Raw genomic sequence first — 25,891 nt, forward strand, 5'->3', positions numbered from 1 at the left:
ACACGCGCACCCGACCCCCCAGGGGGCCCGGACGCACCGCAACCCAGACATCCCACCCCCACCACAAAACCGGGGGCAGCGGAGAACAGGTTACGGCGGCCATAGCGTGGGGGAAACGCCCGGACCCATCCCGAACCCGGAAGCTAAGCCCCACAGCGCCGATGGTACTGCACCCGCCAGGGTGTGGGAGAGTAGGACACCGCCGGACAACACCACCCGAGGGCCCCACAACGACGTGGGGCCCTCACCCACTTAACAGGACCCCCCCGGAGCACCCGAGGCCCAACCCGCAGCACCCGAGGCCCGACCCCGGAGCACCCGAGGCGGGAACACGACTTCCCCATTAGACTGGATTGTCAGCTTTCGCCCGGCATCGGGCAGAGCGCCACAGGATTTATTGGCCGCGGCCGATCGCCGCGCTGTTTGCAGCCGCCCCATTGCGCCTGCACGAGGAGAGGAACCACATGGCAGAGGACTTCGGACGCGGTCAGGGCGGACGGGGGTTCGGTGGCCCGCGTCGCGGGGCCGGGTCGGGACGTGGCTCTGACCGCTCGGGTGGTGCCTTCCGCAGGACGAACAGCTCGGGCGGAGAGCCTCGCGGGTTCAGGGACCGTCGTCGCGATGGCGGCGAGGGCCGTCCTTACGGGGAGCGCAGCGACCGTCGTCCGTACGGTTCGGGGGAACAGAGTGAGGGCGGCGAGCGCCGCCCCTTCGGTGATCGCGAGCAGCGTGGTGAGCGTCGGCCGTACGGGGATCGCGGGGATCGTCCGCGGTTCGACCGCGGCGAGCGCGGCGAAGGCCGTCCCTTCGGCGATCGCGAGCAGCGTGGAGAGCGTCGTCCGTTCGGCGACCGTGACCAGCGTGGAGAGCGTCGTCCGTTCGGCGACCGTGACCAGCGTGGAGAGCGTCGTCCGTTCGGCGACCGTGACCAGCGTGGTGAGCGTCGGCCGTACGGGGACCGTGGGGATCGTCCGCGGTTCGACCGCGGCGAAGGCCGCCCCTTCGGTGATCGTGAGCAGCGTGGTGAGCGTCGCCCCTTTGGTGATCGCGAGCGTCGTCCGTTTGGCGATCGTGAGCAGCGTGGTGAGCGTCGCCCGTACGGGGACCGCGGGGATCGTCCGCGGTTCGAACGCGGCGAGCGCGGCGAAGGCCGCCCCTTCGGTGATCGCGAGCAGCGTGGTGAGCGTCGCCCCTTTGGTGATCGCGAGCGTCGTCCGTTCGGCGACCGCGAGCAGCGTGGTGAGCGTCGCCCGTACGGGGACCGTGGGGATCGTCCGCGGTTCGACCGTGGCGAACGCGGCGAAGGCCGTCCCTTCGGTGATCGCGAGCAGCGCGGTGAGCGTCGCCCGTTCGGCGACCGTGAGCAGCGTGGTGAGCGTCGCCCCATTGGCGATCGCGAGCGTCGTCCGTTCGGCGACCGTGACCAGCGCGGTGAGCGTCGCCCGTATGGTGACCGTGCCGAGCGCCCCGAGCGGCCGCCGCAGGATCGCGAGCGTCGCCCGTACGGGGACCGTGGGGATCGTCCGCGGTTCGACCGCGGCGAGCACGGCGAAGGCCGCCCGTTCGGCGACCGCGAGCAGCGTGGTGAGCGTCGCCCCTTCGGCGACCGTGAGGGCCGCCCGTTCGGCGACCGCGAGCAGCGTGGTGAGCGCCGCCCGTACGGGGAACGCGGGGATCGTCCGCGGTTCGACCGTGAGGACCGCGGCGGGCGGGGCGGCTTCGGAGGGCCCCGCCATGAGACGCGCGAGGACCGCGGAGAGGGTTTCCACCGCGAGCACAATGCTGCCGACCTGAGGGCTTCCAACCGCGCCGACCGGGAGCGTTCGCCCGAGATTGACCCTGACGTGACGGGCAAGGAGCTCGACCGCGGCACGGCCGGGCAGCTCCGGACCCTCGAGAGCCGCAGCGCTGAGTGGGTCGCGAAGCACCTCGTCATGGCTGGTCGCCTCATCGACCTTGATCCGGAGCTCGCGTTCCAGCACGCGCTGGCGGCGAGCCGCCGTGGTGGTCGGATCGGTGCCGTGCGGGAGGCCGTCGGCATGACGGCGTACGCGGCGGGCCACTACGACGACGCCCTGCGCGAGTTCCGCACCTTCCGGCGGATCACGGGCTCGAGCATCCACCTTCCGCACATGGCGGACTGCGAGCGCGGTCTTGGCCGCCCGGAGAAGGCGCTTGAGCTGGCCCGCTCCGAGGAGCAGAACATGCTCGACGCGGCCGGCAAGGCCGAGCTCGCGATTGTCGCGTCCGGCGCCCGCGCCGACCTCGGTGACTACCCGGGCGCGGTCGAGGAGCTTGAGATCCCGCAGCTTGACATCAACCGGGCGTTCTCCTTCAGCCCGCGGCTGTTCGAAGCCTATGCGGACGCGCTTTCGGCAGCTGGCCGTTCGTCCGAGGCCGCCAAGTGGTACCGCCAGATCGGCGTCGCGGAGAGCGCGCTCGGGGTCGGCGAGTTCGAGGAGCCGGACATCCTTGACCTCGGTTGGGACGAGGAGGAGGAGCGCCGCGAGGAGGAAGCCCGCCGGGATCGCGAGCACGAGGCTGCTCCGGCGGAAGGCGAGGCTGCTCGGGTGGAAGGCGAGGCTGCGGCCGAGGAAGTAGAGGAAGACGAGGAAGGCGTCGAGGACTCTGATGCCGACGAGCCCGCCCAGGGCCTCGCCGAGGATGAGATCGGCGTGACCGAGCGCGACGCGGCTGAAACAGAGGCATCCGCCGTTGAGGCAGCCGAGGCGATGGGCGTCGACGAAGAGCCTCGCGACGGCGGCGCCGAGCACGGCGCCTGACATGCGTGCGGCCTTCATCGACGCGTTCGACGCGGTCCTGTCCGATCTCGACGGCGTCGTCTATGCCGGCCCGCATGCGATCCCCGGGGCGCCAGAGGCGCTCCGGGGACTCGCGTCACGCGGAGTGCGTCTCGGCTATGTGACGAACAATGCGTCGCGTTCGCCCGCCGAGGTCGCCGCGCACCTGCGCGAGCTCGGGGCACCCGCGGAAGAGAACGACGTCGTCAGCTCGGCCCAAGCTGGCGCCGAACTGCTCGCGCGGAAGGTCGCTGCAGGCTCGAGAGTCCTCGTGACGGGCAGCGCGGCTCTCGCGCATGAGGTGGAGATCCGGGGGCTCGTCCCGGTGCGCTCGGCGCAGGACGGCCCGGTCGCCGTCATCCAGGGCTTCAGTCCCGACCTCGGCTGGCGCGATCTGGCCGAGGCATCCTACGCGGTTGCCGCGGGGGCCGTGTGGGTCGCGACGAACACAGACTGGTCGATCCCGCAGGCCCGCGGTATGGCGCCCGGCAACGGCACTCTCGTCCACGCGGTCCGCGCCGCAACCGGCAAGGAGCCGCTCGTTGCGGGCAAGCCCGAGGCGCCCCTGTTCCTCGCTGCGGCCGAGCGGCTCGGCGCCAAGCGGCCCGTCGTCGTCGGCGATCGCCTCGACACGGACATCCTCGGGGGCAACCGCGCGGGATTTGCGACGGCGGCGGTGCTCACGGGCGTCGACACGCCCGAGACGATCCTCGCGGCCCGTACGGCAGAGCGCCCTGGCTACATCCTCGCGACGCTCTCGGACCTCTACGCGCCCTACCCCGATGTCGAGGCAGTCGACGGCGGGTGGCGGGCTGGCGGTTCAACGGCCCGCGTCGACGGCAGGGTGCTGCGCGTGAGCGGGGCACGCGGCGATCTCGACGCGTGGCGCGCCGCGTGCGCCGCCTGGTGGGACGCGCGCCCGCACGCGGACGAGGCCGCGGCGCCTGAACTGGTCTGGGAGGACTGAAGATAGCCGCCTCGATAAGCTGGGGTGCATGAGCCACGAGCCTCTCGACGAACAGGCCGCGCCTCCGGCCGATGACGGTTCCGGCGTGGTGGACCGCGCGCTGAACCTGCTCGAGGCCGCGCAGGCGCTTCCGGGCGCCGAGCGCGCGGAGGCGTTCGAACGGTTCCACGATGCGCTCGCGTCAGCCCTCGACGAGGAGCCGGGGGCGTAGCGCGTGCCCCGACTCGATCTGGAACTCGTGCGGCGCGGGCTTGCGCGGTCGCGGACCCATGCGGCGAAGCTCATCGCCGACGGCCACGTCGCGGTGCGCGGGAAGGCCGCGGCCAAGGCATCGCTCGACGTTGCGGAGGACGATGCGATCGACGTCGAATCCTCCGACCACGACCGCTACGCGAGCCGCGCAGGCCACAAGCTTGCGGGGGCCCTCGCCCGCTTCCCCGACATCGATCCACGCGGCCTCCGCTGCCTCGACGCGGGCGCGTCGACGGGCGGGTTCACCGACGTCCTGCTGGAGCGCGGTGCGGCGCGGGTCGCCGCCGTCGACGTCGGGCACGGCCAGCTCGTTGACCGGCTCCGCGACGATCCGCGCGTCGACGTCTTCGAGGGGCTCAACGTCCGTGATCTGGTGCCCGAGTCCATCGGCGGGCCCGTCCAGCTCACGGTGGCGGATCTCTCGTTCATCTCCCTGACCCTCGTCGTCGGCCCCCTCGCGGGCTGTACCGTCCCGGGCGGCGATCTGCTCCTCATGGTCAAGCCCCAGTTCGAGGTGGGCCGGGAGCGGCTCGCGAAGACCGGCGTCGTCAGCTCGCCCCGCGAACGACGGCGCGCGGTCGCCACCGTGGCGCAGGCCGCGGTCGACGCCGGCGTTCGCCTTCGCGGGCTTGCGGAGAGTCCCCTGCCGGGTCAGGACGGCAACGTGGAATACTTCCTGTGGCTGACCAGGCCACGCGCGGACGACGCCCATCCCGACGGCGCGACGGCTATCGAGGAGCTCCTCGCGACCGTGTGGCCCGAGTCGACTGAACCAGCGGTACCGATTGCACGAGGAGAGGCACCACGATGAGTCGACGCGTCCTCGTCCTCGCCCACACGGGCCGGGAGGATTCGATGGTCGCCGCACGCGAGGCGTGCGCCCAGCTCCACGGCTCGGGACTCGTGCCGGTCATGTCCAACCAGCAGCAGCGGGACCTCGAGGTCCATTTCGGAAGCCTCGACCACCCCACCGAGATCCTCGGAGTGGACGTCGAGCTTGCCGAGGTGGAGCTCGTCATGGTCCTCGGCGGCGACGGCACCATCCTGCGGGCCGCAGAGCTCGTCCGTGGCGTCGATGTGCCGCTCTTGGGCGTCAACCTCGGCCACGTCGGGTTCCTCGCCGAAAGCGAGCGCGCCGACCTCGCGCAGACCGTCCAGTGGGTCGCGAGCCGGAGCTATTCGGTCGAAGAACGCATGACGATCGACGTCACGGTGTGGGTCCAGGGGCACAAGGTCGCGCACAGCTGGGCGCTCAACGAGGCCGCGATCGAGAAGGCCAGCCGCGAGCGGATGATCGAGATCGTGACCGAGGTCGATGGGAAGCCGCTCACGTCCTATGGCTGCGACGGGATTGTGCTGGCCACCCCGACCGGCAGCACGGCCTACGCCTTCTCAGCGGGCGCCCCCGTCGTGTGGCCGGAGGTCGAGGCGCTCCTCATCGCCCCCATCAGCGCCCACGCACTCTTCGCGCGGCCGCTCGTGGTGTCGCCGCATTCACGGCTCGCGGTGGAGGTGCTCAACCGCACCGATGCCCAGGGCGTCCTGTGGTGCGACGGCCGGCGGAGCTACGAGCTCCCACCCGGGGCGCGGGTCGAAGTGACCCGCTCGCCGCGACCCGTGCGGCTCGCCCGGATCAGCGCGACCCCGTTCTCGGCGCGCCTCGTGCGGAAGTTCGAACTGCCGATCCACGGCTGGCGCGGTCCGGTACCGGTCGGAAGCAACGGAAGCGGCCAGGTTCCGGAGCTGCCAGCTCAGCCGTGGGCCGGCAAGAGCCTCGGCCCGCGGAGGTTCGCGGGCGAGGACGGGAAGGAGATCGACGAGTGATCGAGGAACTCCGCATCCGCGACCTGGGCGTCATCGCCGACGCAACGCTTCCGCTGGGCCCCGGGCTCAGCGTCGTGACGGGCGAGACAGGCGCGGGCAAGACCATGGTGGTCACGGCCCTCGGCCTCCTGCTCGGCGGCCGCTCCGACGCGGGAGCGGTGCGGGTCGGAGCGAAGTCCGCGCTCGCCGAGGCGAGCGTTCGCCTCACGCCCGGGCACGCCGCCGTCGAGCGCGCGCTCGAGGCGGGCGCTGACGTCGAGGAGCACGACGGCGTCGCCGACCTCCTCGTGGCGCGCACCGTGGGCGCGGACGGCCGGAGCCGAGCGCACCTCGGCGGCCGAAGCGCCCCCGTCGGAGCGCTCGCCGAGGTGGGGCAGCAGCTCGTCGTCATCCACGGCCAATCGGAGCAGCTGCGGCTCAAGGGAGCGGCGGCCCAGCGCGAGGCGCTCGACCGGTTCGCGGGCGAGGAGTTCGGGGACCGGCTCGCCGACTACGCGTCCGTCTACGAGCGGTGGACGGCGGCCCAGCGCGAGCTCTCTGCGCTCACGAACGCCTCGCGCGAACGGATCCGCGAGGCGGAATCGCTCGAGGCGGCCCTCCGGGAGATTGAGGCCGTCGATCCCCAGCCCGGTGAAGACAACGAGCTCCGGGCCGAATCGCTCCGCCTCTCGAACCTCGAGGGGCTTCGCCTCGCCGCGCAGCAGGCGCACGAGGCGCTCGTCGCGGAGGACTTCGGCGAGGCCGGAGACGCGACGACGCTCGTGGACGCCGCGAAGCGCGCGCTCGAGCACGTCGCCGAACACGATCGGGCGCTCGGGTCGGCGGCCGAGCGGCTCGCCGAGGTCGGCTATCTCCTCGCGGACATCGCGAGCGAGCTCGCGAGCTACGGCGCGGCGCTCGACGCCGAGGGACCCCAGCGCCTCGCCGAGGTCGAGGAGCGGAGAGCCGCGCTCGGGAATCTCGTGCGGAAGTACGCGCCGTCCGTCGACGAGGTCATTGCCTGGGCCGAGACGGGCCAGAAGCGCCTCTACGAGCTCCAGGACGACGGCGGGCGCATCGAGGCGCTGACCGACCAGGTGGCGCACGATGAGGAGCGCCTGTGGGGCCTCGCCCGCGAGCTCACGGCGCGGCGCCGGGACGCGGCGGCGGATCTCGCGGCCCGCGTGAGCACCGAGCTGGCAGCGCTCGCGATGCCGGACGCGACACTCCAGGTCTCGATCGAGGAGACGGACACGCTCGGCTCCCGTGGCGCCGACGACGTCGCGATCCTGCTCCAGCCCCATGCGGGTGCGCCCGCACGCCCCCTCGGCAAGGGCGCCTCGGGCGGTGAGCTTTCGCGCGTCATGCTAGCGATCGAGGTCGTCCTCGCCGCCGTCGACCCCGTTCCCACGTTCGTGTTCGACGAGGTGGACGCGGGCGTGGGCGGGCGCGCCGCCGTCGAGATCGGACGCCGGCTCGCGATGCTCGCCCGGCACGTCCAAGTCCTCGTGGTGACGCACCTTCCGCAGGTCGCGGCGTTCGCGGACCGGCACATCCGGGTGACGAAGACGTCAGTTGCTTCAGCAGATTCAGCGGGGCGCGGGACTGATGGGATGGGCGGAGTCGCGGGCTTCACGTCGAGCGACGTCTCGCTCCTCGGCAACGACGAACGCGTCGTCGAGCTCGCCCGCATGCTCGCGGGCCAGGAGGATTCGGCGTCCGCGCAGGCCCACGCCCAGGAGCTCCTCGACGACGCGCGGAACAATGCAAGGCCCGCGACCCGCCAACGGGCGGGAAAGAGATGATAAGCTCGAATTCCGTGGTGCATCGTTCTCATTCCCGTTTCTCAGACGCCGACAAGACGACGAAGCAGATCTTCGTGACCGGAGGCGTCGCCTCCTCGCTTGGAAAGGGTCTGACGGCTTCGAGCCTTGGGCACCTTCTGCGGGGCCGCGGGCTCTCCGTCACGATGCAGAAGCTCGATCCCTACCTCAACGTGGATCCTGGAACGATGAATCCGTTCCAGCACGGCGAGGTGTTCGTGACCGAGGACGGTGCCGAGACGGATCTCGACATCGGCCACTACGAGCGTTTCCTCGACGAATCCCTCGACGGCTCCGCGAACGTCACGACGGGCCAGATCTACTCGACCGTCATCGCCAAGGAGCGCCGCGGCGAGTACCTCGGCGACACCGTCCAGGTCATCCCGCACATCACCGACGAGATCAAGCGCCGCATGCGCCTCCCCGCGGAGGGCTCGGACGCGCCGGACGTCATCATCACCGAGATCGGCGGAACGGTCGGCGACATCGAGTCGCAGCCATTCCTCGAGGCCGCCCGCCAGGTGCGCCAGGACATCGGGCGCGGCAACGTCTTCTTCCTGCACGTCTCGCTTGTGCCGTACATCGGCCCGTCGCAGGAGCTCAAGACCAAGCCCACCCAGCATTCCGTGGCCGCGCTGCGCTCTATCGGCATCCAGCCCGAGGCGATCGTCGTCCGCTCGGACCGCCAGATCCCGGACGCGATGCGGGACAAGATCGGCCGCATGTGCGACGTCGACACGGACGCCGTCGTGAACTGCCCCGACGCCCCGAGCATCTACGACATCCCCAAGGTCATCCATGCCCAGGGCCTCGACTCGTACATCGTCCGAGCGCTCGACCTCCCCTTCAAGGACGTCGACTGGACGAAGTGGGACCGCCTCCTCAAGGCCGTCCACGAGCCCCTCCACGAGGTCAACATCGCGCTCGTCGGCAAGTACATCGACCTCCCGGATGCCTACCTCTCGGTCACCGAGGCGCTCCGTGCGGGCGGCTTCGCGAACGACACGAAGGTCAACATCCGCTGGGTCGCCTCCGACGAGTGCCAGACCCCGGCCGGAGCGGAGCGCTCCCTCTCGGGCGTCGACGCGATCGTCGTGCCGGGCGGCTTCGGCATCCGCGGCCTCGAGGGCAAGCTCGGAGCGCTCACGTACTCGCGCGAGCGCGGGCTCCCGACGCTCGGCCTGTGCCTCGGCCTCCAGTGCATGGTGATCGAGTACGCGCGCAACGTCGTGGGCCTCGAGGGTGCCTCGTCGAGCGAGTTCGAGCCTGACTCGAAGTACCCCGTGATCGCGACCATGGCTGAGCAGTTGGACATCGTCGAGGGCAAGGGGGACATGGGCGGAACGATGCGCCTTGGCCTCTACGATGCGGTCCTCGAGGAGGGCAGCGTCGTTGCCGAGACCTACGGCGCGAGCAAGGTGTCCGAGCGCCACCGTCACCGCTACGAGGTCAACAACACGTACCGTGGCCAGCTCGCCGACGCGGGCCTCGTGTTCTCGGGAACGTCGCCGGACGGCAAGCTCGTCGAGTTCGTCGAACTCCCGCGGGACGTGCACCCGTACTACGTCGCGACCCAGGCGCACCCCGAGCTCGGCTCGCGCCCAACCCGACCGCACCCGCTCTTCGCCGGGCTCGTGCGCGCAGCGCTCGAGCGCAAGCAGGGCACGGCCGCCGACGCAGCCAAGGCCGCTCCGAAGAAGCCCGTCAAGGCCGCCGCGGCCCAGCAGCCCGAGTAGGCCGCCCGTGACGACGCACGCGCCGCGGCCGCACCTCGAGGATGCCCTCAGTCCGCGGCGCGTGCTCGCCTCGGAGCCCGTCTACCGCGGCAGGATCTGGGACGTGCGGTCCGACACGTTCGAGCTCGCGCCCGGCTCCGAGCCGCTTCATCGGGATTTCATCGACCACCCCGGCGCCGTCGCGATCCTCCCCATGGATCAGGACGGCAAGGTCCTCCTGCTCCGCCAATACCGTCACCCGGTCGGCATGGACTTGTGGGAGATCCCCGCGGGCCTGCTCGACGTGGACGGCGAGTCGAATCTTGACGCCGCGGCGCGCGAGCTCGCCGAGGAGGCGGACCTTGTGGCCTCCGAGTGGCACGTCCTCGCCGACTTCTTCAACTCCCCGGGGTCATCGAGCGAGGCGATCCGGATCTACCTCGCGCGGGGCCTCGCGGAGATCCCGCATCACGAGCGTCACGAGCGCACTCATGAGGAGTCCGAGATCGTGTTCGCGTGGGTGGACCTCGACGAGGCCGTCGGAGCGGTCCTTCAGGGCCGCCTGCACAACCCGAGCGCCGTCGTCGGCATCCTTGCCGCGCACGCCGCGCGCCGCTCCGGCTTCGCCGAGCTGCGCTCCGGGGACGCGCCTTGGCCTGCCCACCCGGCCCAGCGCTGATGGCGGGCGAGGCGGTCAGGGCATCGCCCGGGACAGCGCCGCTGTCGGCCCTTGACGTTGCCGTGGGCGACTATCTGCGGCATCTGTCGGTCGAGCGGGGCCTCGCCGCGAATACGCTCGCGGCCTATCGCCGCGATCTGCGCCGCTACACGGACTACCTCGCGTCGGAGGGGGTCGCGGCGCCCGGCGAGGTGGCGCGCCGGCACGTCGCGCGCTTCGCGGAGGCGCTGCGCGACGGCGCCGACGGCGGGACACCTCTCGGCGTGCGCTCGGCGGCCCGCGCCGTCGTCGCCGTCCGCGGCCTGCACCGATTCTGGGCTCTCGAAGGGACGACGGCGGGCGACCCGGCCGCGGACGTCCACCCGCCGCTCGCGGGGCAGCGGCTCCCCAAGGCGATCCCGGTCGACGACGTCGCGCGCATCCTCGAGGCGGCGTCCGCCGACACGCCGACGGGGCTCCGCGATCGCGCGCTCCTCGAGTTCCTCTACTCGACGGGCGCCCGCATCAGCGAGGCGGTCGGGCTCGACGTCGACGACGTCCGGCTCGCGGGAGAGGGCGACGGCGGACCCTCCATCGTCCGCCTGTTCGGCAAGGGCTCGAAGGCCCGGCTCGTCCCGCTCGGCTCGTACGGCGCGCGTGCTGTCGACGACTATCTCGTGCGCGCGAGGCCCATCCTCGCAGCCAAGGGAATGGGCACCCCCGCGCTCTTCCTCAACGCGCGGGGCGGCCGGCTCAGCCGCCAGAGTGCCTGGACGATCCTCAAGGACGCCGCCGAGCGTGCCAAGATCGGCCGCGACGTCTCTCCGCATACGCTGCGCCACTCGTTCGCGACGCATCTGCTCGAGGGCGGGGCCGACGTGCGTGTTGTCCAGGAACTCCTCGGACACGCGTCTGTCACGACGACGCAGGTCTACACGCTCGTGACCGCGGACACCCTGCGTGAGGTGTACGCGGCGGCTCATCCGAGGGCGCGGGGCTGATGGGCACCGCTGTCTGTTCTGGGGCGCGCGGCTGATGGGCGCCGCTGTATCAATTTGTTTCCTCCTCCGCGACGGCGCGGCAGGTCGTGAGGTACTGCTCGGCCGCAAGAAGCGCGGCTTCGGCCACGGCAAGGTCGTGGGGCTCGGCGGCCACATCGAGCCGGGGGAGACCGCGGCTCAGGCCGCCATCCGCGAGCTTTTCGAGGAGGCATGCGTCGTCCTCGACCCTGCCGCCGTCCAGCCCGGCGGGAGCGTCGACTTCCGCTTCCCGGCGAAGCCCGAGTGGGACATGGACTGCCGCATGTTCACGTGCACGGCCTGGACGGGCGAGGTGTGCGAGACCGAGGAGATCGCGCCCGCGTGGTACCGCGTCGACGCGCTCCCGCTCGAGGACATGTGGCAGGACGCCGACCACTGGCTCCCGATGGTCTTGGCAGGGACCGTCGCGGACTTCCTCGTGGAAATGGCCGAGGACAACGAAACGGTCGCCCGCTTCGCCGTCCTCGGATAGGTACTGGGCGACCTTCCCCGCAATGGTGCCGCGGGTTCGCGGCACCATTGCGGGTTAGGGCGCCGGCGCGGCCTCAGTCGAGGTGGCGTTCGTCGGGACCGTTGTACGCGCTGAGCGGGCGGATGAGCGAGTTGCTCTCGAGCTGCTCCATGATGTGAGCCGTCCAGCCGACAATGCGGCTCGCGACGAAGAGCGGCGTGAACGTCGGGATGTCGAAGCCGATGAGGTGGTAGGCCGGCCCCGTGGGGTAGTCGAGGTTCGGCTTGATGCCCTTGGCCTCGTCCATGGACTGCTCGAGCCCGTCGTAGAGGCCGAGGATCTCGGGGCGGCCGTAGTAGGCGATGAGATCGTCGAGGGCGGCCTTCATCGTGGGAACACGCGAATCGCCGTGCTTGTAGACGCGGTGGCCGAAGCCCATGACCTTCTTCTTCTGGGCAAGCGCGGCATCCATCCAGTCCTTCGCCCGGCGCTTCGCGTCCTCGTGGGATTCGCCCGGGTCGATGCCGATCTCCTCGAACGTCTCCATGACGGCCTCGTTGGCCCCGCCGTGGAGCGGGCCCTTGAGCGCGCCGATCGCCGCCGTGACGGCCGAGTGGAGGTCGGAGAGGGTCGACGTCACGACGCGGGCCGTGAAAGTCGAGGCGTTGAACGAGTGCTCCGCGTAGAGGATCATCGAGACCTCGAACGCCCGGACGACCTCGGGCGCGGGCTCTTCGCCGAACGCCATCCAGAGGAAGTTGGCCGAGTAGCCGAGGTCGGCGCGCGGTTCGATCTGCTCCTGCCCGTGGCGGCGGCGCTGGTCGTAGGCGACGACGGCGGGCATGGCCGCGAAGAGCTCGGCGGCCTTGGCGAAGTTCGCATCGCGCGAGGAGTCCTCCGCGCGGGGATCGCGGGCCCCGATCACGGACGCCGCGGTACGGCACACGTCCATGGGGTGCGACGACGTCGGAAGCTCGTCGATGACCTGCTTGATGACCGGATCGAGCGCCCTGCCCGCGCGCTCGAGCTGCTCGAATGCGGCGAGCTCCTCCTGCGTGGGGAGCTCCCCGCGCCAGATGAGCCACGCGACCTCCTCCATGCTGCACCGCGCGGCGAGCTCCTGCACGGGGTAGCCGCGATAGAGGAGGGAGTTGGTCTCTGGGTTGACCTTCGAAATGGCAGTGTAGTCCACCACCACGCCGGTGAGACCCTTCTTGATCTCGTCTGTGTTCGATTGCTGCGTCATGGCAGGGCTCCTTCGCTGGTGGCTGCCTGAGGCCTCAGTATCGGCCGGGAACCTGAAAATTGAAGACGCCGGTGTCGAAGCGGTTGTACGCCTCGTAGTCGACCAGCTCGTAGAGGCGGGAGCGAGTGAGCATTTTCTCCACCTCCGACTCCTGTGTACCGTGCGCAGCAATTGCTTCAAGCGTACGTTCTGCAGCGCCCATGGCAATCCTCAGCAGGGTGACGGGGTAGATGACGAGGTTGATCCCGACGCTCGCGAGCTCGCCCACGGTGAAGAGTCGGCTTTTGCCGAACTCGGTCATGTTGGCGAGGATCGGCACGTTCACGGCGTCGCGGATAGCCTTGAACTCCTCGAGCGTGCCCATGGCCTCAGGGAAGATCGCGTCGGCGCCGGCTTCGACGAGGGCCTTGGCGCGCTCGACGGCGGCGTCCAGCCCGCGCGCCCCGGTCTCCGTTGCACGGACGTCCGTGCGCGCCATGATGAGGAAGTTCGCGTCGCGGCGGGCGTCCGCGGCGGCCCGGATGCGCTGGAGCGCGGTATCGAGGTCGACGACGGCCTTGCCATCGAGGTGTCCGCAGCGCTTCGGGTTCACCTGGTCCTCGATGTGGCAGCCGGCCAGCCCGGCGTTCTCGAGCTCTTGGACGGTGCGGGCCACGTTCATAGGCTCGCCAAAGCCCGTGTCCGCATCGACGATGGCCGGGAGCTCCGTCATGCGGGCGATCTGCCCGGCCCTCGTCGCGACTTCGGTCAGCGTCGTGAGGCCGATGTCGGGAAGGCCAAGGTCGTTCGCGAGGACCGCCCCGGAGATGTAGACGCCGGGAAACCCCTTCTCCTCGATGAGCCGCGCAGACAGGGGATTGAACGCGCCGGGGAACAGTTGGATCTTCCCGGAGGCGAGCGCCTCGCGCAGGCGGATGCGCTTCTGTTCGGGGGTCGACGTGGAGTACAGCATCTAAAACAGTCCCTTCGGTGCTGACGCGAGGTCGATGACGCCGTCCTTCGCCACGATGTTGAGCTGATCGAGCTCGCCTGCGCGGAGGTCGGGGAGGCGCTGGGCGGCGGCGAGGAAGCGCTCGATCTCCTCCGGGGCAACCGCCTCCGAGGCGAGCATCCGGAACTTCGCGACATACTGCTCGCGCCCGAACGGGCGGGCTCCGAGCGGGTGTGCGTCCGCGACGGCGATCTCGTCTTCGATCACGGTCCCGTCGGCGAGAGTGATGACGACGGAGCCGCCGAATGCCTTCTCCGCGATGTCGAGCGAGTGGTACCTGCGCGTCCACTCGGGGTCCTCTTCGGTCGTGATCTTGTGCCACAGGGCCACGGTGTCCGGGCGTCCCGCGCGCTCGGGCGTGTAGGAGTCGACGTGGTGCCATGCGCCGTCCTGGAGGGCGACGGCGAAGATGTACGGGATCGAGTGGTCGAGCGTCTCGCGCGAGGCCGTTGGGTCGTACTTCTGCGGATCGTTCGCGCCCGATCCGATGACGAAGTGCGTGTGGTGGCTCGTGCGGATGAGGATGCTCCGCACATTCTGAGCGTCCGTGGCCTCGGGGTGCTCGCGGTGCAGCTTGCGGGCGAGGTCGATCCAGGCCTGGGCCTGGTATTCGGCCGAGTGTTCCTTCGTGTACGTGTCGAGGATTGCGCGCTTCGCCTCGCCGTCGGCCGGCAGGGGCACCTCGTACGAGGCTTCCGGCCCGTCGAGCAGCCACGCGATAACCCCGTCCTCGCCCTCGTAGATCGGCACGGGCGAGGTCTGGCCGCGCATCGCGCGGTCGACGGCCTCGACCGCCATCTTGCCCGCGAACGCGGGGGCGTGGGCCTTCCACGTGGAGATCTCGCCCTTGCGCGACTGGCGCGTGGCCGTCGTCGTGTGCAAGGCCTGGCCCACAGCCTGGAAGATCGTCTCGACGTCGAGCCCCAGAAGCGTGCCGATGCCCGCCGCCGCGGATGGGCCGAGGTGCGCGACGTGGTCGATCTTGTGCTGGTGGAGGGAGATCGCCTTGACGAGGTCGACCTGGACCTCGTAACCCGTCGCGATGCCGCGGATGAGGTCGCGGCCGTTCGATCCGACGTGCTGGGCGACGGCGAGGATCGGCGGAATGTTGTCGCCCGGGTGGGAGTACTCGGCGGCGAGGAATGTGTCGTGGTAGTCGAGTTCGCGCACGGCGACGCCGTTGGCCCATGCGGCCCACTCGGGGGAGACGCGGTCCTCGATGCCGAAGACCAGCGCACCGCGACCGCCCGACGACGGCGCGTGCGCGAGTGCCTGCGCGCGGGCGGCGACGATGGGCGCGCGGTTGAGCGACGCGATCGCGACGGACGCGTTGTCGATGATCCGGTTGATCACCATCTCGGTGACCTCAGCTGTGACCTCGACGGGATCCGCCGCGACCTTCGCGATCTTGTACGCGAGCTGGCCCTCGCGGGGAAGGTTCTCGTCGCTCTTGTAGACACGGACGTGGTGCATCTCAACCATGGGTGGCCTCCAGGTTCTCGTGGTGGGGCGGGCTGGGTGGGTGATTCTGAGTCGACTTGATGTGGTTCAGGCTGTTGTTCAGGTGGACGGCCGTCGCGGCGGACGCGAGGGGCGCATTGCCGTCGGCGATCGCGCTGGCGATGGCTGCGTGCTCGACGGCGGCCTGCCGCAGCCGCGCGGCGTCGTCCTTCGCGAGGCGCCGCACTCGGGCAAGGTGGACGCGCAGGCCGTCGAGCGCCTGGGAGAGGAAGGAGTTGGCGACGGCCTCGTCGATCGCCGCGTCGAGCTCGGCGGCGAGCGCGTAGTACTCGTGTCGTTGGGGATCCTCGTCGGTCAGCAGCGTTGGCGCGGTCGCGAACCGATCGCGCAGTGCCGCGAAGCGCTCGCGGTCGCCGCGCTGGGCGGCGAGCGCGGCCGCCTTGCATTCGAGGGCTTCCCGGAGCTCGAACAGCTCGTCCAGGTGCGCGACGGAGAGTTCGCTCACGACGACGCCGCGTCCCCTCAGCGCCGTGGCGAGGCCTTCGGCGGTGAGGCGCGCGAGGGCCTCCCGCAGAGGGGTGCGCGACACCCCGAGCCGCTCGGACTGCTCGACCTCGCCGAGCACCGTGCCCGGGGCAAGCCGCCACTCGACGATGTCCTCGCGGAGCGAGGCGTATGCGCGGTCGCTGGCCTTCATAATGTATACATTTACCGTGCTAGCGACAGATTTGCAAGGCAATCGGGGGAGATCTCCGAGGTTATGTATACATTGACGGGCCCAGGATGACCGGACCCCCATGGGGGACCCATGCTTCTCCCTCCACGGAGACAAGCTGATCGGTCACCACTGAGATGGGCACCGTGACCTGGTCCGCAGCACGGAAATCGCCGAGAAGCGCCACTGAATCTTGGCTGAGGCCATTGTTTCGCGATCGACTTCAACATGAGTTGCTGAGCACAATGGATACCGTGGGCTCGGCAAAGCAGAAGTCACCCAGACGTTACTGGATCGAACTCTCGGCAGCCTTCGCGGTGGCGTTGGATGTCTCCGTCGTCATGCCGGGACTTGCCTTGATGGCGGCCATGCTTCTCGGGCTTGTGGTGGCGACCTTCATCCACGCGGTCTACTACGGGCAGATCGGGCGGCACATCCAAGGGAAATTTGCCACGGCCACTCCGGGCATGGGACTGACCGGAATGCCGTTTGCTGCGGCCGCACTGCTGCTGCGGGGAACCGAGATCGCCTACTGGGCTGGGCCGCTGCTGGCTGCGGCTGGATTCGTCGTCATGTTCCTGTTTTTGGACAGGTTCGGCAAGTTCTATCCGACCTCCTCGCGCGACCCCGCCTGAGCGTCGACGATTACGCCCGCATCTCACCGAACGCGCCCTGGTCCGTGGCTTCGACTATCGAGGACGCGAGCGTCATCGAACGGCTCGTCCCGGTGCTGCGGCGATGGCGACACCAAAGGTTACCCCCGAGTAACATGAGGGCATGCACCTGCTTCTGCGCACGCTTTTGCTGCTCGTCACATCGCGGCGCCGACCGCAGCTGAGCCTGTGGGGCGACTCGTCCCTCCCTCTCCGAGTGCTCCCGACAGACATCGACATCGCGATGCACGTCAACAACGGCATGTACTTCTCGCTCATGGACCTTGGGCGCTTCGACCTCATGGTTCGGGCCGGTGCGTGGGATCGGATGCGTGCCAGGGGATGGAGCCCGGTCGTGAACCTCGAGACCATCACGTTCCGCAAGTCGCTGACGCTCTGGCAGAAGTACATGATCGAGTCCCGCATCATCGGGGTCGACGAGCGGGCCATCTACTTCGAACAGCGCATCGTCGCGCGCGGCGAGGTGTACGCGCGCGCCTACGTCGCGACGCGGCTCGTCTCCTCGGCCGGCCCAGTGAGCAACGAGGAGATCTTCGCTGAGGTCGGGCGGCCGCCCGCCGGCCTCGAGCTCCCGGAATTCCTGCACCGATGGCGCGAGGAGAACGCCCTTCCGAGCACCCGCCGCCCCGCGCCCCACGTGTGGTAGCCCGCGCGGGGGATCGGCCACGCGGTGGGCCGCCGCGTGCGGGCCTGGGAAGCGCCGCGGGGTGACGGCCTGGGCGGACTGGACCTTCCGGACCGCGATTCCTGGTGGGACGCTGTGGGCATGGAGAGCGACTCTGGCCGTCTCATCGTTGACCTGAGGGACCCCTCATCGGGCTCCGTGGCCCTTGCGGGTGGAAAGGCAGCCAATCTCGGCGAGCTCACGCGGGCCGGATTTCCCGTGCCTGACGGCTTTGTGCTCACGACCGAGGCCTATAGGATCGCAGCCCTTCAGGCCGATGCGAATCCCGATAGTCCCGCAAGTGCCGCCGCGAAGCTGCGCGCCGCAGCGGTGCCTCGCATCATCGCCGACGCCGTGCTCGATGCGTATCACGCGCTGGGATCGGGTCCGGTTGCGATTCGATCGTCGGCGACAGCCGAAGACTTGCCGGACGCGAGCTTCGCCGGGCAGCACGACACCTATCTCGGCGTCGTCGGCGACGAACCGGTTCTCGATGCTGTGCGCCAATGCTGGGCGTCCCTCTGGAACGACCGCGCGGTGGCCTACCGGCGGGCGAATGCGATCGACGGGCGGGATGTCGCCCTCGCGGTTGTCCTCCAGAAGATGGTGGACGCGTCTGCCGCGGGGGTATTGTTCACCGCAGATCCCGTGATCGGAACCCGGCGGCGCGCCGCCGTCGATGCTGCCGCCGGCCTCGGTGAAGCCCTCGTGTCGGGTGACATCGTCCCCGACCACTATCTTGTCGACACGGTCGCACAGGCCGTCCTCCGCCGTGAACCGGCCGAGGGCGCCGCTGCCGTCCTCTCCGACACCGAACTCGTCGAGCTTGCCCTTCTCGGCGACCGCGTCGAGCGGTTTTTCGGATCCCCGCAAGACATCGAGTTCGCGCTCGACGCCGAGCGCGCGCTCTGGCTCGTGCAATCGAGGAATATCACGACGCTGTACCCTGTGCCGGAGGGGGCCCCAGATCCGACTCGTGACCTTCGCGTCTACCTCTCCGCGAACGTGGTTCAAGGGTATTTCGAACCGATCACGCCCATGGGCATGCAGTTCTTTCGGCTGCTCGGGTCAGGGATGTCGAAGGCGTTCGGCGGCCGGGTCCAGGATCCGGCTGCGGGGCCGAGGATGATCGCCGACGCGGCTATGCGCTTCCACATCGACGTCACCACCGCCCTGCGAGATCCGGTAGGGCATCGATTGCTCAAGCTGGTGGCGCGCGTCGCCGAATCGCGCAGCTCGGTCGTCCTCTCTCAGCTTTCGAAGGATCCGCGCTTCAGCATCCGCGAGGGCTCGAGATTTGCTTCGATCCGGCGCATCGCCGAGCCTCTCGCACGCCTTCGGGTCCCTCTGGCGGTCCTGCACACTCTCGTGTCGCCTGATTCCGCGCGGCTCCGCCTAGCGCGCGACCTCGAGGCGATCTCGCCCCCCCACGCACCCGCGGACGGTGACGCGACCGGCTTCCTCGATGCCGTCGAGAGGCTCTTGATGGAGGCCCCGCCGCGGATGTTCCCACGCTTCGTGGGGACCGTCGCGCCCGCCATGCTCTCGCTGGGGCTGGCAGGCCGTGTTCTGCGCGGTCGGGCGAGCGCCGACGATATCAGAACTGTGACGAGGGGTGCCCCGGAGAACCCGACGACGGAGATGGACCTCGCCCTCTGGTCGGTCGGAGCGGCGGCCCGCGAGGACGCCGCATCGAAGCAGGCGCTTCTGGAACGGTCGCCCGCCGAGCTCGCAGAGGCCTATCGCACAGACTCGCTTCCGGACACGCTCCAGACACAGCTGGCCGACTTTCTTTCGCGCTACGGCTTCCGGTGCATCAGCGAAATAGACATCGGCACCCCGCGCTGGTCAGAAGACCCGACACATCTCCTGGGCGCCATCGCCAACTACGTGCGTCTCGGCGACGAAGTGCCCGACCCTGGGACTCAGTTCGCTGCGAGCGCGCTCGAAGCTGAAGCGATGGTTGAGAACCTGCTCCACCGCGTCCGGGGACCGCGGCGAATGGTCCTCCGATTCGCGCTGCGCCGCGTGCGCGTCCTCATCGGCACTCGGGAGGCGCCGAAATTCCACCTCATTCGGCTCGTGGCAACCCCCGCTCGCGAGCTTCTGAAGCCCGTCGGGGAGCAGCTTGCGGCACGCGGTCGCATCGCCGATCCCTCGGACGTCTTCTTCCTGACATTCCCCGAGGCCAGGCGTGCCGTTGACGGCGACGACCTCGCAGGGATCGTCACAGAGCGGCGGGCAGCCTTCGAGCGCGAACGCAAGCGCAAGCACATCCCGCGAGTGCTGCTCTCCGACGGAAGCGACGCGGAAGCCATGTTCGGTGTTCGTGCCGGCAAGGAATTGTCGGGTACGCCCGCATCGCCCGGGGTCGTGACGGGGCCGGCCCGCGTGATTCTCTCGCCCGAGGGCGCTCGGCTTGAACCGGGGGAGATCCTTGTGGCTCCCTCCACGAACCCGGGCTGGACGCCGCTCTTCCTCACCGCCGGGGGCTTGGTGATGGAAATGGGAGGGGCCATGTCCCACGGGGCCGTCGTCGCTCGCGAATTCGGCATTCCGGCGACGGTCGGCGTGGTCGGGGCCACTGAACGGATCAGAACCGGAACAGTGGTCACGGTTGACGGCTCGCAAGGCACCGTCTCGCTTGAGGAAGGGGCGCCACCGGCCGAGTAGGCCTCGACCGGCCAGCCCGGGTCGGCTACGCGCGCATCTCGCGGAACGCGCCCGAAAGCTGGGGGTAGCGGAACTCGAACCGCGCGGCCCTGAGCACGCCCGGCACCGCCCGCACGCTGTCGAGGGCGAGGTCGGGATTGGTGCGCAGGACGCCGGCGGCGAAGCGAAGGAGCGGCGCGGGCGCGGGGATCCCGACGGGGATGCCGACAAATTCCCGGAGGTGGGCCATGAGCTCGCGATTCTGCACGGGATACGGCGAGGTCGCGTTGACGACGCCGTCCGGCAGTTCCAGCGCGTCCTCGCCTGGAGCGGTGGTAAGGCCGAGCACGGCGCGGGCCGTACGGTTCCAGTCGGCTTCGTGGATCCAGCTGAACCACTGCTCGCCCGTGCCGAGCGGGCCTCCGCCGCCGAGCCGCGCGACGGCCGCGAGCCGCTCGAGGATCGCGGCCTCGCGTGCGAGCACGACACCCGTCCGCAGGATGACGCTCCGCCCGGCCGCCGCGCCGTCGAACGCTGCCTCCCAGGCGCGCACGACCGCCGCGAGCCCCGGGACCTGCGGCGCCGGTGTGGTTTCGTCCGATTCGGCATAGGAATCGCCGTAGATGCCGACCGCGCTCTGCTGGAGCCAACGTTCGACGGGCCGTGCCCACGTGCGGCTCGCCTCGACCAGGGCGCGCGTGGGCTCGACCCTGCTCGCCTCGAGCTTCGCGAGATTCTCGGGGGTGCCCGGCATGTCGAGGCTCACCCCGGCGAGGTTCACGAGGTTGAGTCGCGGCTCGGCGCCGAGCCGCTCGCTCCACGCGCCTGGCGTCCGGCCGTCCCACGCGATCTGCTCGAAGGGTGAGGGGCGCCGAGCCCGCGTGAGGAGGACGACGCGCTGCCCGTCGCACACGAGATCGGAGGCAAGCGATGTGCCGAGGGACCCTGAACCCCCGGCGATGGCCGTGAGCGGAGCGCGCTCGCCTTCCGCCACGGGGGCCGCGAGCCGATACAGGCGCGCGCACTGCGCCGCGAAGCCGCGGACGAGCGGCTCGCCTGCCGTGAGCCCGAACTGCTGGGCGAGCGGGCCGTCGAGGGTCACCCGCTGCGTGAACTCGGTGCCGCCGTTCCGTTCCTCAAGCGTCCACTCGACGTCCTGCCCGCCGCCCGGCTGCGGCTGGCGGAAGGCCAGACGGCGCCCCGGTTCGACGGCGATGACGCGGAAGGCGGGGGCGGTGCGCCGATGCAGCGGGCCCATGAGGGGGTGGGCGGGGGAGTAGTGCCCCGGGGCGCCTTCCCGCAGCGCGCCGACGACCGCGGCTGAGCCGACGGCGGTGTTCCACTCGGGCCAGCGGTCAAGCCGCTCGAGGACCGCCCAGAGGCGGCCGGCGGGGAGACGGAACCATTGCGTTGACGTGCGCTGCCAAGTCACCGAGTCAGTCTAAGGCGCTTAGGGAGGGGCAGTGTCGGGGGCTACTCGCCCTCGCAGGCCTCGCCGTCGGCGTCGAACACAGCGGCACAGCCGTCCTCGGCCTCGATAGCGGCGGTGATGCGCTGGCACGCCTCGCGCAGTGCTTCCTGCTGCTCCTCCGTGAGGGAATCGAACACGATGCTGCGCACGAAGCCGACGTGTCCGGGAGCCGCCTCGACGAGCGCGGCGCGACCCGCAGGGGTCAGGGCGATGTCCTGGCCGCGGCCGTCGTCCGCGGAGCATGCCCGGGAGATGAGCCCCTTGGCCTCCATGCGGCGCAGGAGGTGGGAGAGGCGGCTGCGGCCCCACCCGAGGGTCCGCGCCGCGGTGCCAGAGCGCAGCACGCCTTCGGGGTCCTCGGAAAGGGTTGCAAGCACGGAGTATTCGGGCCCAGAAAGGCTCGAATCGCGCTGGAGCTGGCGGTCGACGGCGGGTGTGAGTCCCCAGAGCAGATGACGGAGGGCGAGCCATACCTCGCGCTCGCGCGGATCGAGCCAGCGGGCTTCTGCTGCATGGGGAGCGGCCGCGTCGTGCGTGCCGACGCCGCCCTCGAACGTGTGTGCCTCCATGGTCCCCCGACTCTCAACGCAATGAAACTTGACGCATCAATCATATGGGTGTATCCCTGAATCACCCAAGTTTAGTTGATGTGTCAATCAGGAGGAAGCTCATGACCAGGATCGCCATCGTCACGGGCAGCACCCGAGACGGCCGGAAGAATCGCGAGGTAGCCGAATGGGTTTTGGCTCAGGCCCAGCGTCGCGCGGACGCGGACTTCGAACTCGTCGACATCGCGGACTACCGTCTCCCGCTCCTCGGCCAGCACGCCCCCGAGCAGTCCTCGTCCGGCATCGCCAAGTTCTCATCGCGAATGGGCGAGTTCGACGGCTACGTATTCATCACCCCCGAGTACAACCACTCGGTCTCGCCCGCGCTCGCCAACGCGCTGAGCTATCTCAAGCCTGAGCTCGCCAACAAGAGCGCGGGCATCGTCTCCTACGGCTCGGCGTTCGGCGTGCGAGCCGTCGAGCACCTGCGCGCGATCCTCTCCGAGCTCCAGATCGCCCACGTGCAGAAGACCGGCATGTTCTCGCTCTTCATGGACTTCCGCGATGGGCATTTCGCGCCGAGTGAACTCCAGGCCGCGTCGATCCTGCCCGTTCTGGACCAGACCGTCCTGTGGGCGCGGGCGCTCGAGTCCGTGCGCGCCGAGGCGGCCGTCGCCTGAGTAGGATTCTCAGGACCCCCATCGCTGTGTGGTCCGACCTTCCGGCCGCGTCACGACTCTGCTAAGCAGGGAGGACGAAAGGTCTGACAGGCCGCGGGACGCGGCCGGAAGGGTGTTCCATGAAGATCGCACTGACCGGCGGGAGCGGGAAGCTCGGCCGGGTCGCCGTCGACCATCTCCGCTCATCGGGCCACGAGGTGTGGAACCTCGACCGCGTAGGGGAGCGCGACCGGGGCTTCATCCAGACCGACCTGGCCGACTACGGGCAGGTGATCGACGCCCTCGGCGGCGTTGACGACCGCTACGACGGGATCGACGCCGTCGTCCACCTCGGTGCGATCCCGGCCCCGGGCCTCGCCCCGGACTCCGCGACGTTCCGCAACAACATGCTCTCGACCTACAGCGTCTTCGAGGCGTCGCGAAAGCTCGGCATCAATCGGATCGTGTACGCGTCGAGCGAGACCGTGCTGGGCCTGCCCTTCGACATCGATCCGCCGTACATCCCCGTCGACGAGGAATACGAGGCCCGGCCCGAGAGCACGTATTCGCTCGTCAAGCATCTCGAGGAGCAGATGGCGCGCCAGCTGTGCCGGTGGAATCCCGAGCTGAGCGTCTCGGCGCTCCGCTTCTCGAACGTCATGGTGCCCGCGGACTATGCGCAGTTCCCGTCGTTCGACGCCGATGCCCGCGCGCGCAAATGGAACCTGTGGGGCTACATCGACGCGCGGGACGGCGCACAGGCCATCGAGAAGGCCGTTCTCGCGGCCCGGCCGGGCTTCGAGGCGTATATCATCGCGGCCGCGGACACGGTCATGAGCCGTTCCTCGGCTGGGCTCGCCGCGGAGGTCTTCCCGAAGGTGCGCGTGACCAAGGAACTCGGCGAGCACGAGACGATGCTCGGCATCGACAAGGCTCGCCGGCTCCTTGGCTTCGATCCGCAGTTCAGCTGGCGCCAGGGGGCGTAGCAGCGCAGGGGCGCCCGGGTCAGCCGTGCGCCCCGCGTGCTCGCCCTCAGCAGCCCTCGTAGTCCGTGAGGACCTTGACCTTCGCGGCGGAGGCTGACGAAGGATCGAACGTGTAGCCGATCCACTCCCTCGCGAGCCGTCGCGCGAGCTCGAGGCCCACGACCCGTTGTCCCATGGCGAGCACCTGGCAGTTGTTGGACAGCACCGAGCGCTCCACCGAGAACGAGTCGTGGGCCGTCGCGGCGCGGATTCCCTCGACCTTGTTCGCGGCGATCGCGACGCCCAGGCCCGTGCCGCAGAACAGGATCGCCCGGTCGGCCTGCCCGTCCTTGATGAGCTGCCCCGCTGCCAGCCCCACGTACGGATACGGCTTCTCGAAGTCGTCGTCGCCTCGGTGCACGCCGATGTCGATGACCTCCGCTACGCGCGGATCGGCCTCGAAGTCCGCGACGACCGCGTCCTTGTAGTCGACGCCCGCCTCGTCTGAGCCGAGCACAATCCTCAGTCCGGTCATTGTTCTCTGCCTTTCGGGTCAGTGGGCCGCTGTCGCGGTCTGGGGGTCGAGTTCCGGCCCGATGGCCGCGAACACTGCCGCGAGCGAGATCGCGCCGGGGTCCGGGGTGCCGACGCTCTTCTCCGCGAGGGGACGTGCGCGTCCCTTCCGCGGGCGCAGCTCGGCGGTGGACTGCGCGGCGCTCGCCGCAGCGTCCGCCGCCGTCGTCCACGCCTCGCCAAGCGGCAGGCCGCGTTCGACGGCGGCGCTCAGCTCTGCGGTGAACGGGGCGAGGGCGTCGACAAGGGTTTTGTCGCCTGGCTGGGCGCCGCCCAAGGCGAGGATGCGCCCCGCGAACGCTGCAATGCCCGCCGCGAGCGCGCCGTCGTCGGGCCGCGCGTCGTCGCCGAGGGTCTCGCCCCATGCGCGCAGACCCGCGCCCCACAGGACGCCCGAGGTGCCACCGGCCTTGTCGGCCCACGCGTCGCCCGCGGCGGCGAGGAGCGAACCCGCGCCGCTCCCTGCCGCGGCGGCGTCCTGCGCCGCCGCAACCGCGGCGTCGACGCCGCGAACCATCCCGCGACCATGGTCGCCGTCGCCCGCGACTGCGTCGAGCGCGCCGAGCTCGGGCTCGAGCTCGTGCAGCGTGCGCTGCGCCGCGGCCAGGGCGGCGAGGCACTGCGCCGCGTACTCCCGCGACGCGGCGCTCGCGAGTCGCGCCTCGCTCACGTCGCGGGCGCCCGCGACCCCGGCGGAGCGGACCACGGGGGGCTCCGCGGTGGCCGGGCGCTCGTTCCGGACGACGGCGCCGCGGCGGTACGCCGGGGTTTCCGCGGGCGCGAGCCACAGCTCTTCGAGTTCTTCGTCGAGCCACATGAGCGTGAGGGAGACGCCCGCCATGTCGAGGCTCGTGACGAGCTCGCCGACTTCGGGCGCCACGAGCTCGAGCCCGCTGTCGCGCAGAAGCGGTGCGACCGTGCGCCACAGGACGAACAGCTCCTCGGCCTTCGTGCTGCCGAGGCCGTTGAGGATCACCACGACGCGGCGGCCCGCGCCTTCCGGGCGCTCCGCGAGCACCCCGGCGACGAGCTCCCGGCCCAGGTCCTCGGCGCGGGGGAGCGGGAGGTCCCTGAGCCCGGGCTCGCCATGGATGCCGAGCCCGAGGCCCATGAAACCTTCGGGGAGCGAGAACAGCGGATGCTCGGCGCCCGGGAACGTGCAGCCCGCGAACGCGGTGCCGAGCGTCCGCGTGGCGTGGTTGGCCTTGCGGCCCAGACGGACGACCTCGTCGAGGTCGGCACCCGACTCGGCCGCGGCGCCCATGACCTTGAACACCGTGAAGTCGCCGGCGATGCCCCGACGCCGCTCGAGTTCGGAGGGCGGCGCGCTCGCGACGTCGTCCGTCACGACGACGTTCTCGGCGCGGATTCCTTCGGCGCGCAGGCGCTCCGTGGCCACGCCGAAGTTCATGACGTCTCCCGCGTAGTTGCCGTACGCGAACACCACGCCGGCCCCGGAATCGGCGGCCCGGGCTACGGAAGCGGCCTGCTGCGCGGACGGCGACGTGAAGATGTTGCCCACGACCGCACCGTCGGCGAAGCCCGCGCCGATGAGCCCGGCGAAGGCGGGGTAATGGCCCGAGCCGCCGCCCAGCAGGACGGCGACCTTGGGCTGCGCGGGCCGGGAGCGGCGAACGGCCCCGCCCTCGACGCGCTCGACGAGGCTCGCGTATGCGTCACAGAAGCCGTCGAGGGCCTCGTCGGCGAAGTCGGCGGGATTGTTGGCGATGTGCGTCATGGATGTCTCCTTCGACTGTGTCTG

Annotated in this window: 24 protein-coding genes and 1 rRNA gene; 16 read left to right on the top strand and 9 right to left on the bottom strand. The window is 70.2% G+C overall.

The window, feature by feature from the left end:
• Positions 1-91: 91 nt before the first annotated feature.
• Positions 92-208: ribosomal RNA gene (gene rrf / locus RBS12_RS00005) — 5S ribosomal RNA — on the top strand.
• A gap of 148 nt (positions 209-356) precedes the next feature.
• On the opposite strand, the gene RBS12_RS00010 is transcribed toward rrf, so the two are convergent.
• The gene (locus tag RBS12_RS00010) at positions 357-1,769 is read right to left on the bottom strand and encodes a hypothetical protein (protein WP_307964000.1); all 1,413 of its coding nucleotides are present in this window, start codon (positions 1,767-1,769) and stop codon (positions 357-359) included.
• A 75-nt stretch (positions 1,770-1,844) separates the two neighbouring features.
• On the opposite strand from RBS12_RS00010, the gene RBS12_RS00015 reads away from it, so the two are divergent.
• The 10 genes from RBS12_RS00015 to RBS12_RS00060 are packed head-to-tail and all read left to right on the top strand — an operon-like array spanning position 1,845 to position 11,531.
• Positions 1,845-2,783: a hypothetical protein gene (locus tag RBS12_RS00015; RefSeq protein ID WP_307964001.1), complete on the top strand. Its 939-nt coding sequence runs from the start codon at positions 1,845-1,847 to the stop codon at positions 2,781-2,783.
• Position 2,784: 1 nt separating this feature from the next.
• Positions 2,785-3,768, top strand: a complete 984-nt coding sequence (locus tag RBS12_RS00020) for an HAD-IIA family hydrolase (RefSeq protein WP_307964002.1) — start codon at positions 2,785-2,787, stop codon at positions 3,766-3,768.
• 28 nt (positions 3,769-3,796) lie between these two features.
• Positions 3,797-3,979 (top strand): hypothetical protein, encoded by a 183-nt coding sequence (locus tag RBS12_RS00025; protein ID WP_307964003.1) that lies wholly within the window; start codon positions 3,797-3,799, stop codon positions 3,977-3,979.
• Between the two features lie 3 nt (positions 3,980-3,982).
• Entirely contained in the window at positions 3,983-4,831 is an 849-nt protein-coding gene (locus tag RBS12_RS00030) for a TlyA family RNA methyltransferase (RefSeq protein WP_307964004.1), read from the top strand.
• A complete protein-coding gene (locus tag RBS12_RS00035) occupies positions 4,828-5,844 on the top strand; it encodes an NAD kinase (protein WP_307964005.1) in 1,017 nt (338 codons plus the stop codon). Before RBS12_RS00030 ends, RBS12_RS00035 begins: the two co-directional genes overlap by 4 nt.
• The gene (gene recN, locus RBS12_RS00040; protein ID WP_307964006.1) at positions 5,841-7,628 is read left to right on the top strand and encodes a DNA repair protein RecN; all 1,788 of its coding nucleotides are present in this window, start codon (positions 5,841-5,843) and stop codon (positions 7,626-7,628) included. The genes RBS12_RS00035 and recN overlap by 4 nt, the downstream gene beginning before the upstream one ends.
• Positions 7,625-9,382, top strand: a complete 1,758-nt coding sequence (locus tag RBS12_RS00045) for a CTP synthase (protein WP_307964007.1) — start codon at positions 7,625-7,627, stop codon at positions 9,380-9,382. The genes recN and RBS12_RS00045 overlap by 4 nt, the downstream gene beginning before the upstream one ends.
• Positions 9,383-9,389: 7 nt before the next feature.
• Positions 9,390-10,040, top strand: coding sequence for an NUDIX hydrolase (locus RBS12_RS00050; protein WP_307964008.1), 651 nt, complete (start codon positions 9,390-9,392; stop codon positions 10,038-10,040).
• Positions 10,040-11,020, top strand: coding sequence for a site-specific tyrosine recombinase XerD (xerD, locus tag RBS12_RS00055; RefSeq protein WP_307964009.1), 981 nt, complete (start codon positions 10,040-10,042; stop codon positions 11,018-11,020). Before RBS12_RS00050 ends, xerD begins: the two co-directional genes overlap by 1 nt.
• Positions 11,021-11,054: 34 nt before the next feature.
• On the top strand, positions 11,055-11,531 hold the full coding sequence (locus RBS12_RS00060) for an 8-oxo-dGTP diphosphatase (protein WP_307964010.1): 477 nt from the start codon (positions 11,055-11,057) through the stop codon (positions 11,529-11,531).
• Between the two features lie 73 nt (positions 11,532-11,604).
• On the opposite strand, the gene RBS12_RS00065 is transcribed toward RBS12_RS00060, so the two are convergent.
• The 4 genes from RBS12_RS00065 to RBS12_RS00080 are packed head-to-tail and all read right to left on the bottom strand — an operon-like array spanning position 11,605 to position 15,905.
• Entirely contained in the window at positions 11,605-12,756 is a 1,152-nt protein-coding gene (locus RBS12_RS00065; RefSeq protein WP_307964011.1) for a bifunctional 2-methylcitrate synthase/citrate synthase, read from the bottom strand.
• A gap of 34 nt (positions 12,757-12,790) precedes the next feature.
• Positions 12,791-13,708, bottom strand: a complete 918-nt coding sequence (gene prpB, locus RBS12_RS00070; RefSeq protein WP_307964012.1) for a methylisocitrate lyase — start codon at positions 13,706-13,708, stop codon at positions 12,791-12,793.
• On the bottom strand, positions 13,709-15,229 hold the full coding sequence (locus RBS12_RS00075) for an MmgE/PrpD family protein (protein WP_307964013.1): 1,521 nt from the start codon (positions 15,227-15,229) through the stop codon (positions 13,709-13,711).
• The gene (locus RBS12_RS00080) at positions 15,222-15,905 is read right to left on the bottom strand and encodes a GntR family transcriptional regulator (protein WP_307964014.1); all 684 of its coding nucleotides are present in this window, start codon (positions 15,903-15,905) and stop codon (positions 15,222-15,224) included. Before RBS12_RS00080 ends, RBS12_RS00075 begins: the two co-directional genes overlap by 8 nt.
• 272 nt (positions 15,906-16,177) lie before the next feature.
• On the opposite strand from RBS12_RS00080, the gene RBS12_RS00085 reads away from it, so the two are divergent.
• From RBS12_RS00085 to RBS12_RS00095, 3 genes are all read left to right on the top strand, one after another.
• Positions 16,178-16,558 carry a hypothetical protein gene (locus RBS12_RS00085; RefSeq protein WP_307964015.1) on the top strand — a complete coding sequence of 127 codons (381 nt, stop codon included), beginning with the start codon at positions 16,178-16,180 and terminating at the stop codon, positions 16,556-16,558.
• A gap of 142 nt (positions 16,559-16,700) precedes the next feature.
• Positions 16,701-17,243: an acyl-CoA thioesterase gene (locus RBS12_RS00090; protein ID WP_307964016.1), complete on the top strand. Its 543-nt coding sequence runs from the start codon at positions 16,701-16,703 to the stop codon at positions 17,241-17,243.
• Between the two features lie 120 nt (positions 17,244-17,363).
• Positions 17,364-19,934 (top strand): PEP/pyruvate-binding domain-containing protein, encoded by a 2,571-nt coding sequence (locus RBS12_RS00095; protein WP_307964017.1) that lies wholly within the window; start codon positions 17,364-17,366, stop codon positions 19,932-19,934.
• A gap of 25 nt (positions 19,935-19,959) precedes the next feature.
• On the opposite strand, the gene RBS12_RS00100 is transcribed toward RBS12_RS00095, so the two are convergent.
• Together RBS12_RS00100 and RBS12_RS00105 are read right to left on the bottom strand one after the other, a co-directional pair.
• Positions 19,960-21,345 carry a DUF1731 domain-containing protein gene (locus RBS12_RS00100; RefSeq protein WP_307964018.1) on the bottom strand — a complete coding sequence of 462 codons (1,386 nt, stop codon included), beginning with the start codon at positions 21,343-21,345 and terminating at the stop codon, positions 19,960-19,962.
• 41 nt (positions 21,346-21,386) lie between these two features.
• Complete coding sequence (locus RBS12_RS00105; protein WP_307964019.1) at positions 21,387-21,953, bottom strand: MarR family winged helix-turn-helix transcriptional regulator; 567 nt, start codon at positions 21,951-21,953, stop codon at positions 21,387-21,389.
• Between the two features lie 101 nt (positions 21,954-22,054).
• Here RBS12_RS00105 and RBS12_RS00110 point away from each other — a divergent pair, with 101 nt between their 5' ends.
• On the top strand, positions 22,055-22,612 hold the full coding sequence (locus RBS12_RS00110) for an NAD(P)H-dependent oxidoreductase (RefSeq protein ID WP_307964020.1): 558 nt from the start codon (positions 22,055-22,057) through the stop codon (positions 22,610-22,612).
• A gap of 119 nt (positions 22,613-22,731) precedes the next feature.
• The gene (locus RBS12_RS00115; protein WP_307964021.1) at positions 22,732-23,577 is read left to right on the top strand and encodes an NAD(P)-dependent oxidoreductase; all 846 of its coding nucleotides are present in this window, start codon (positions 22,732-22,734) and stop codon (positions 23,575-23,577) included.
• Positions 23,578-23,623: 46 nt separating this feature from the next.
• Here the strand turns inward: RBS12_RS00115 and RBS12_RS00120 are convergent, their stop codons facing one another.
• A complete protein-coding gene (locus RBS12_RS00120) occupies positions 23,624-24,091 on the bottom strand; it encodes a ribose-5-phosphate isomerase (RefSeq protein ID WP_307964022.1) in 468 nt (155 codons plus the stop codon).
• A gap of 18 nt (positions 24,092-24,109) precedes the next feature.
• Positions 24,110-25,867: a dihydroxyacetone kinase family protein gene (locus RBS12_RS00125; RefSeq protein ID WP_307964023.1), complete on the bottom strand. Its 1,758-nt coding sequence runs from the start codon at positions 25,865-25,867 to the stop codon at positions 24,110-24,112.
• Between the last annotated feature and the right edge of the window lie 24 nt (positions 25,868-25,891).

The organism is Sinomonas sp. ASV322, assembly GCF_030908245.1.
Classification (GTDB): Bacteria; Actinomycetota; Actinomycetes; order Actinomycetales; family Micrococcaceae; genus Sinomonas.

What these genes read in the sequence shown, in the direction of transcription:
- RBS12_RS00020 (WP_307964002.1), top strand. Translation starts at nt 2,785, where the DNA reads ATGCGTGCGGCCTTCATCGACGCGTTCGACGCGGTCCTGTCCGATCTC.
- RBS12_RS00025 (WP_307964003.1), top strand. Translation starts at nt 3,797, where the DNA reads ATGAGCCACGAGCCTCTCGACGAACAGGCCGCGCCTCCGGCCGATGAC.
- RBS12_RS00035 (WP_307964005.1), top strand. Translation starts at nt 4,828, where the DNA reads ATGAGTCGACGCGTCCTCGTCCTCGCCCACACGGGCCGGGAGGATTCG.
- RBS12_RS00045 (WP_307964007.1), top strand. Translation starts at nt 7,625, where the DNA reads ATGATAAGCTCGAATTCCGTGGTGCATCGTTCTCATTCCCGTTTCTCA.
- xerD (WP_307964009.1), top strand. Translation starts at nt 10,040, where the DNA reads ATGGCGGGCGAGGCGGTCAGGGCATCGCCCGGGACAGCGCCGCTGTCG.
- RBS12_RS00060 (WP_307964010.1), top strand. Translation starts at nt 11,055, where the DNA reads ATGGGCGCCGCTGTATCAATTTGTTTCCTCCTCCGCGACGGCGCGGCA.
- RBS12_RS00065 (WP_307964011.1), bottom strand. Translation starts at nt 12,756, where the DNA reads ATGACGCAGCAATCGAACACAGACGAGATCAAGAAGGGTCTCACCGGC.
- prpB (WP_307964012.1), bottom strand. Translation starts at nt 13,708, where the DNA reads ATGCTGTACTCCACGTCGACCCCCGAACAGAAGCGCATCCGCCTGCGC.
- RBS12_RS00075 (WP_307964013.1), bottom strand. Translation starts at nt 15,229, where the DNA reads ATGGTTGAGATGCACCACGTCCGTGTCTACAAGAGCGACGAGAACCTT.
- RBS12_RS00080 (WP_307964014.1), bottom strand. Translation starts at nt 15,905, where the DNA reads ATGAAGGCCAGCGACCGCGCATACGCCTCGCTCCGCGAGGACATCGTC.
- RBS12_RS00090 (WP_307964016.1), top strand. Translation starts at nt 16,701, where the DNA reads ATGCACCTGCTTCTGCGCACGCTTTTGCTGCTCGTCACATCGCGGCGC.
- RBS12_RS00095 (WP_307964017.1), top strand. Translation starts at nt 17,364, where the DNA reads ATGGAGAGCGACTCTGGCCGTCTCATCGTTGACCTGAGGGACCCCTCA.
- RBS12_RS00105 (WP_307964019.1), bottom strand. Translation starts at nt 21,953, where the DNA reads ATGGAGGCACACACGTTCGAGGGCGGCGTCGGCACGCACGACGCGGCC.
- RBS12_RS00110 (WP_307964020.1), top strand. Translation starts at nt 22,055, where the DNA reads ATGACCAGGATCGCCATCGTCACGGGCAGCACCCGAGACGGCCGGAAG.
- RBS12_RS00115 (WP_307964021.1), top strand. Translation starts at nt 22,732, where the DNA reads ATGAAGATCGCACTGACCGGCGGGAGCGGGAAGCTCGGCCGGGTCGCC.
- RBS12_RS00120 (WP_307964022.1), bottom strand. Translation starts at nt 24,091, where the DNA reads ATGACCGGACTGAGGATTGTGCTCGGCTCAGACGAGGCGGGCGTCGAC.
- RBS12_RS00125 (WP_307964023.1), bottom strand. Translation starts at nt 25,867, where the DNA reads ATGACGCACATCGCCAACAATCCCGCCGACTTCGCCGACGAGGCCCTC.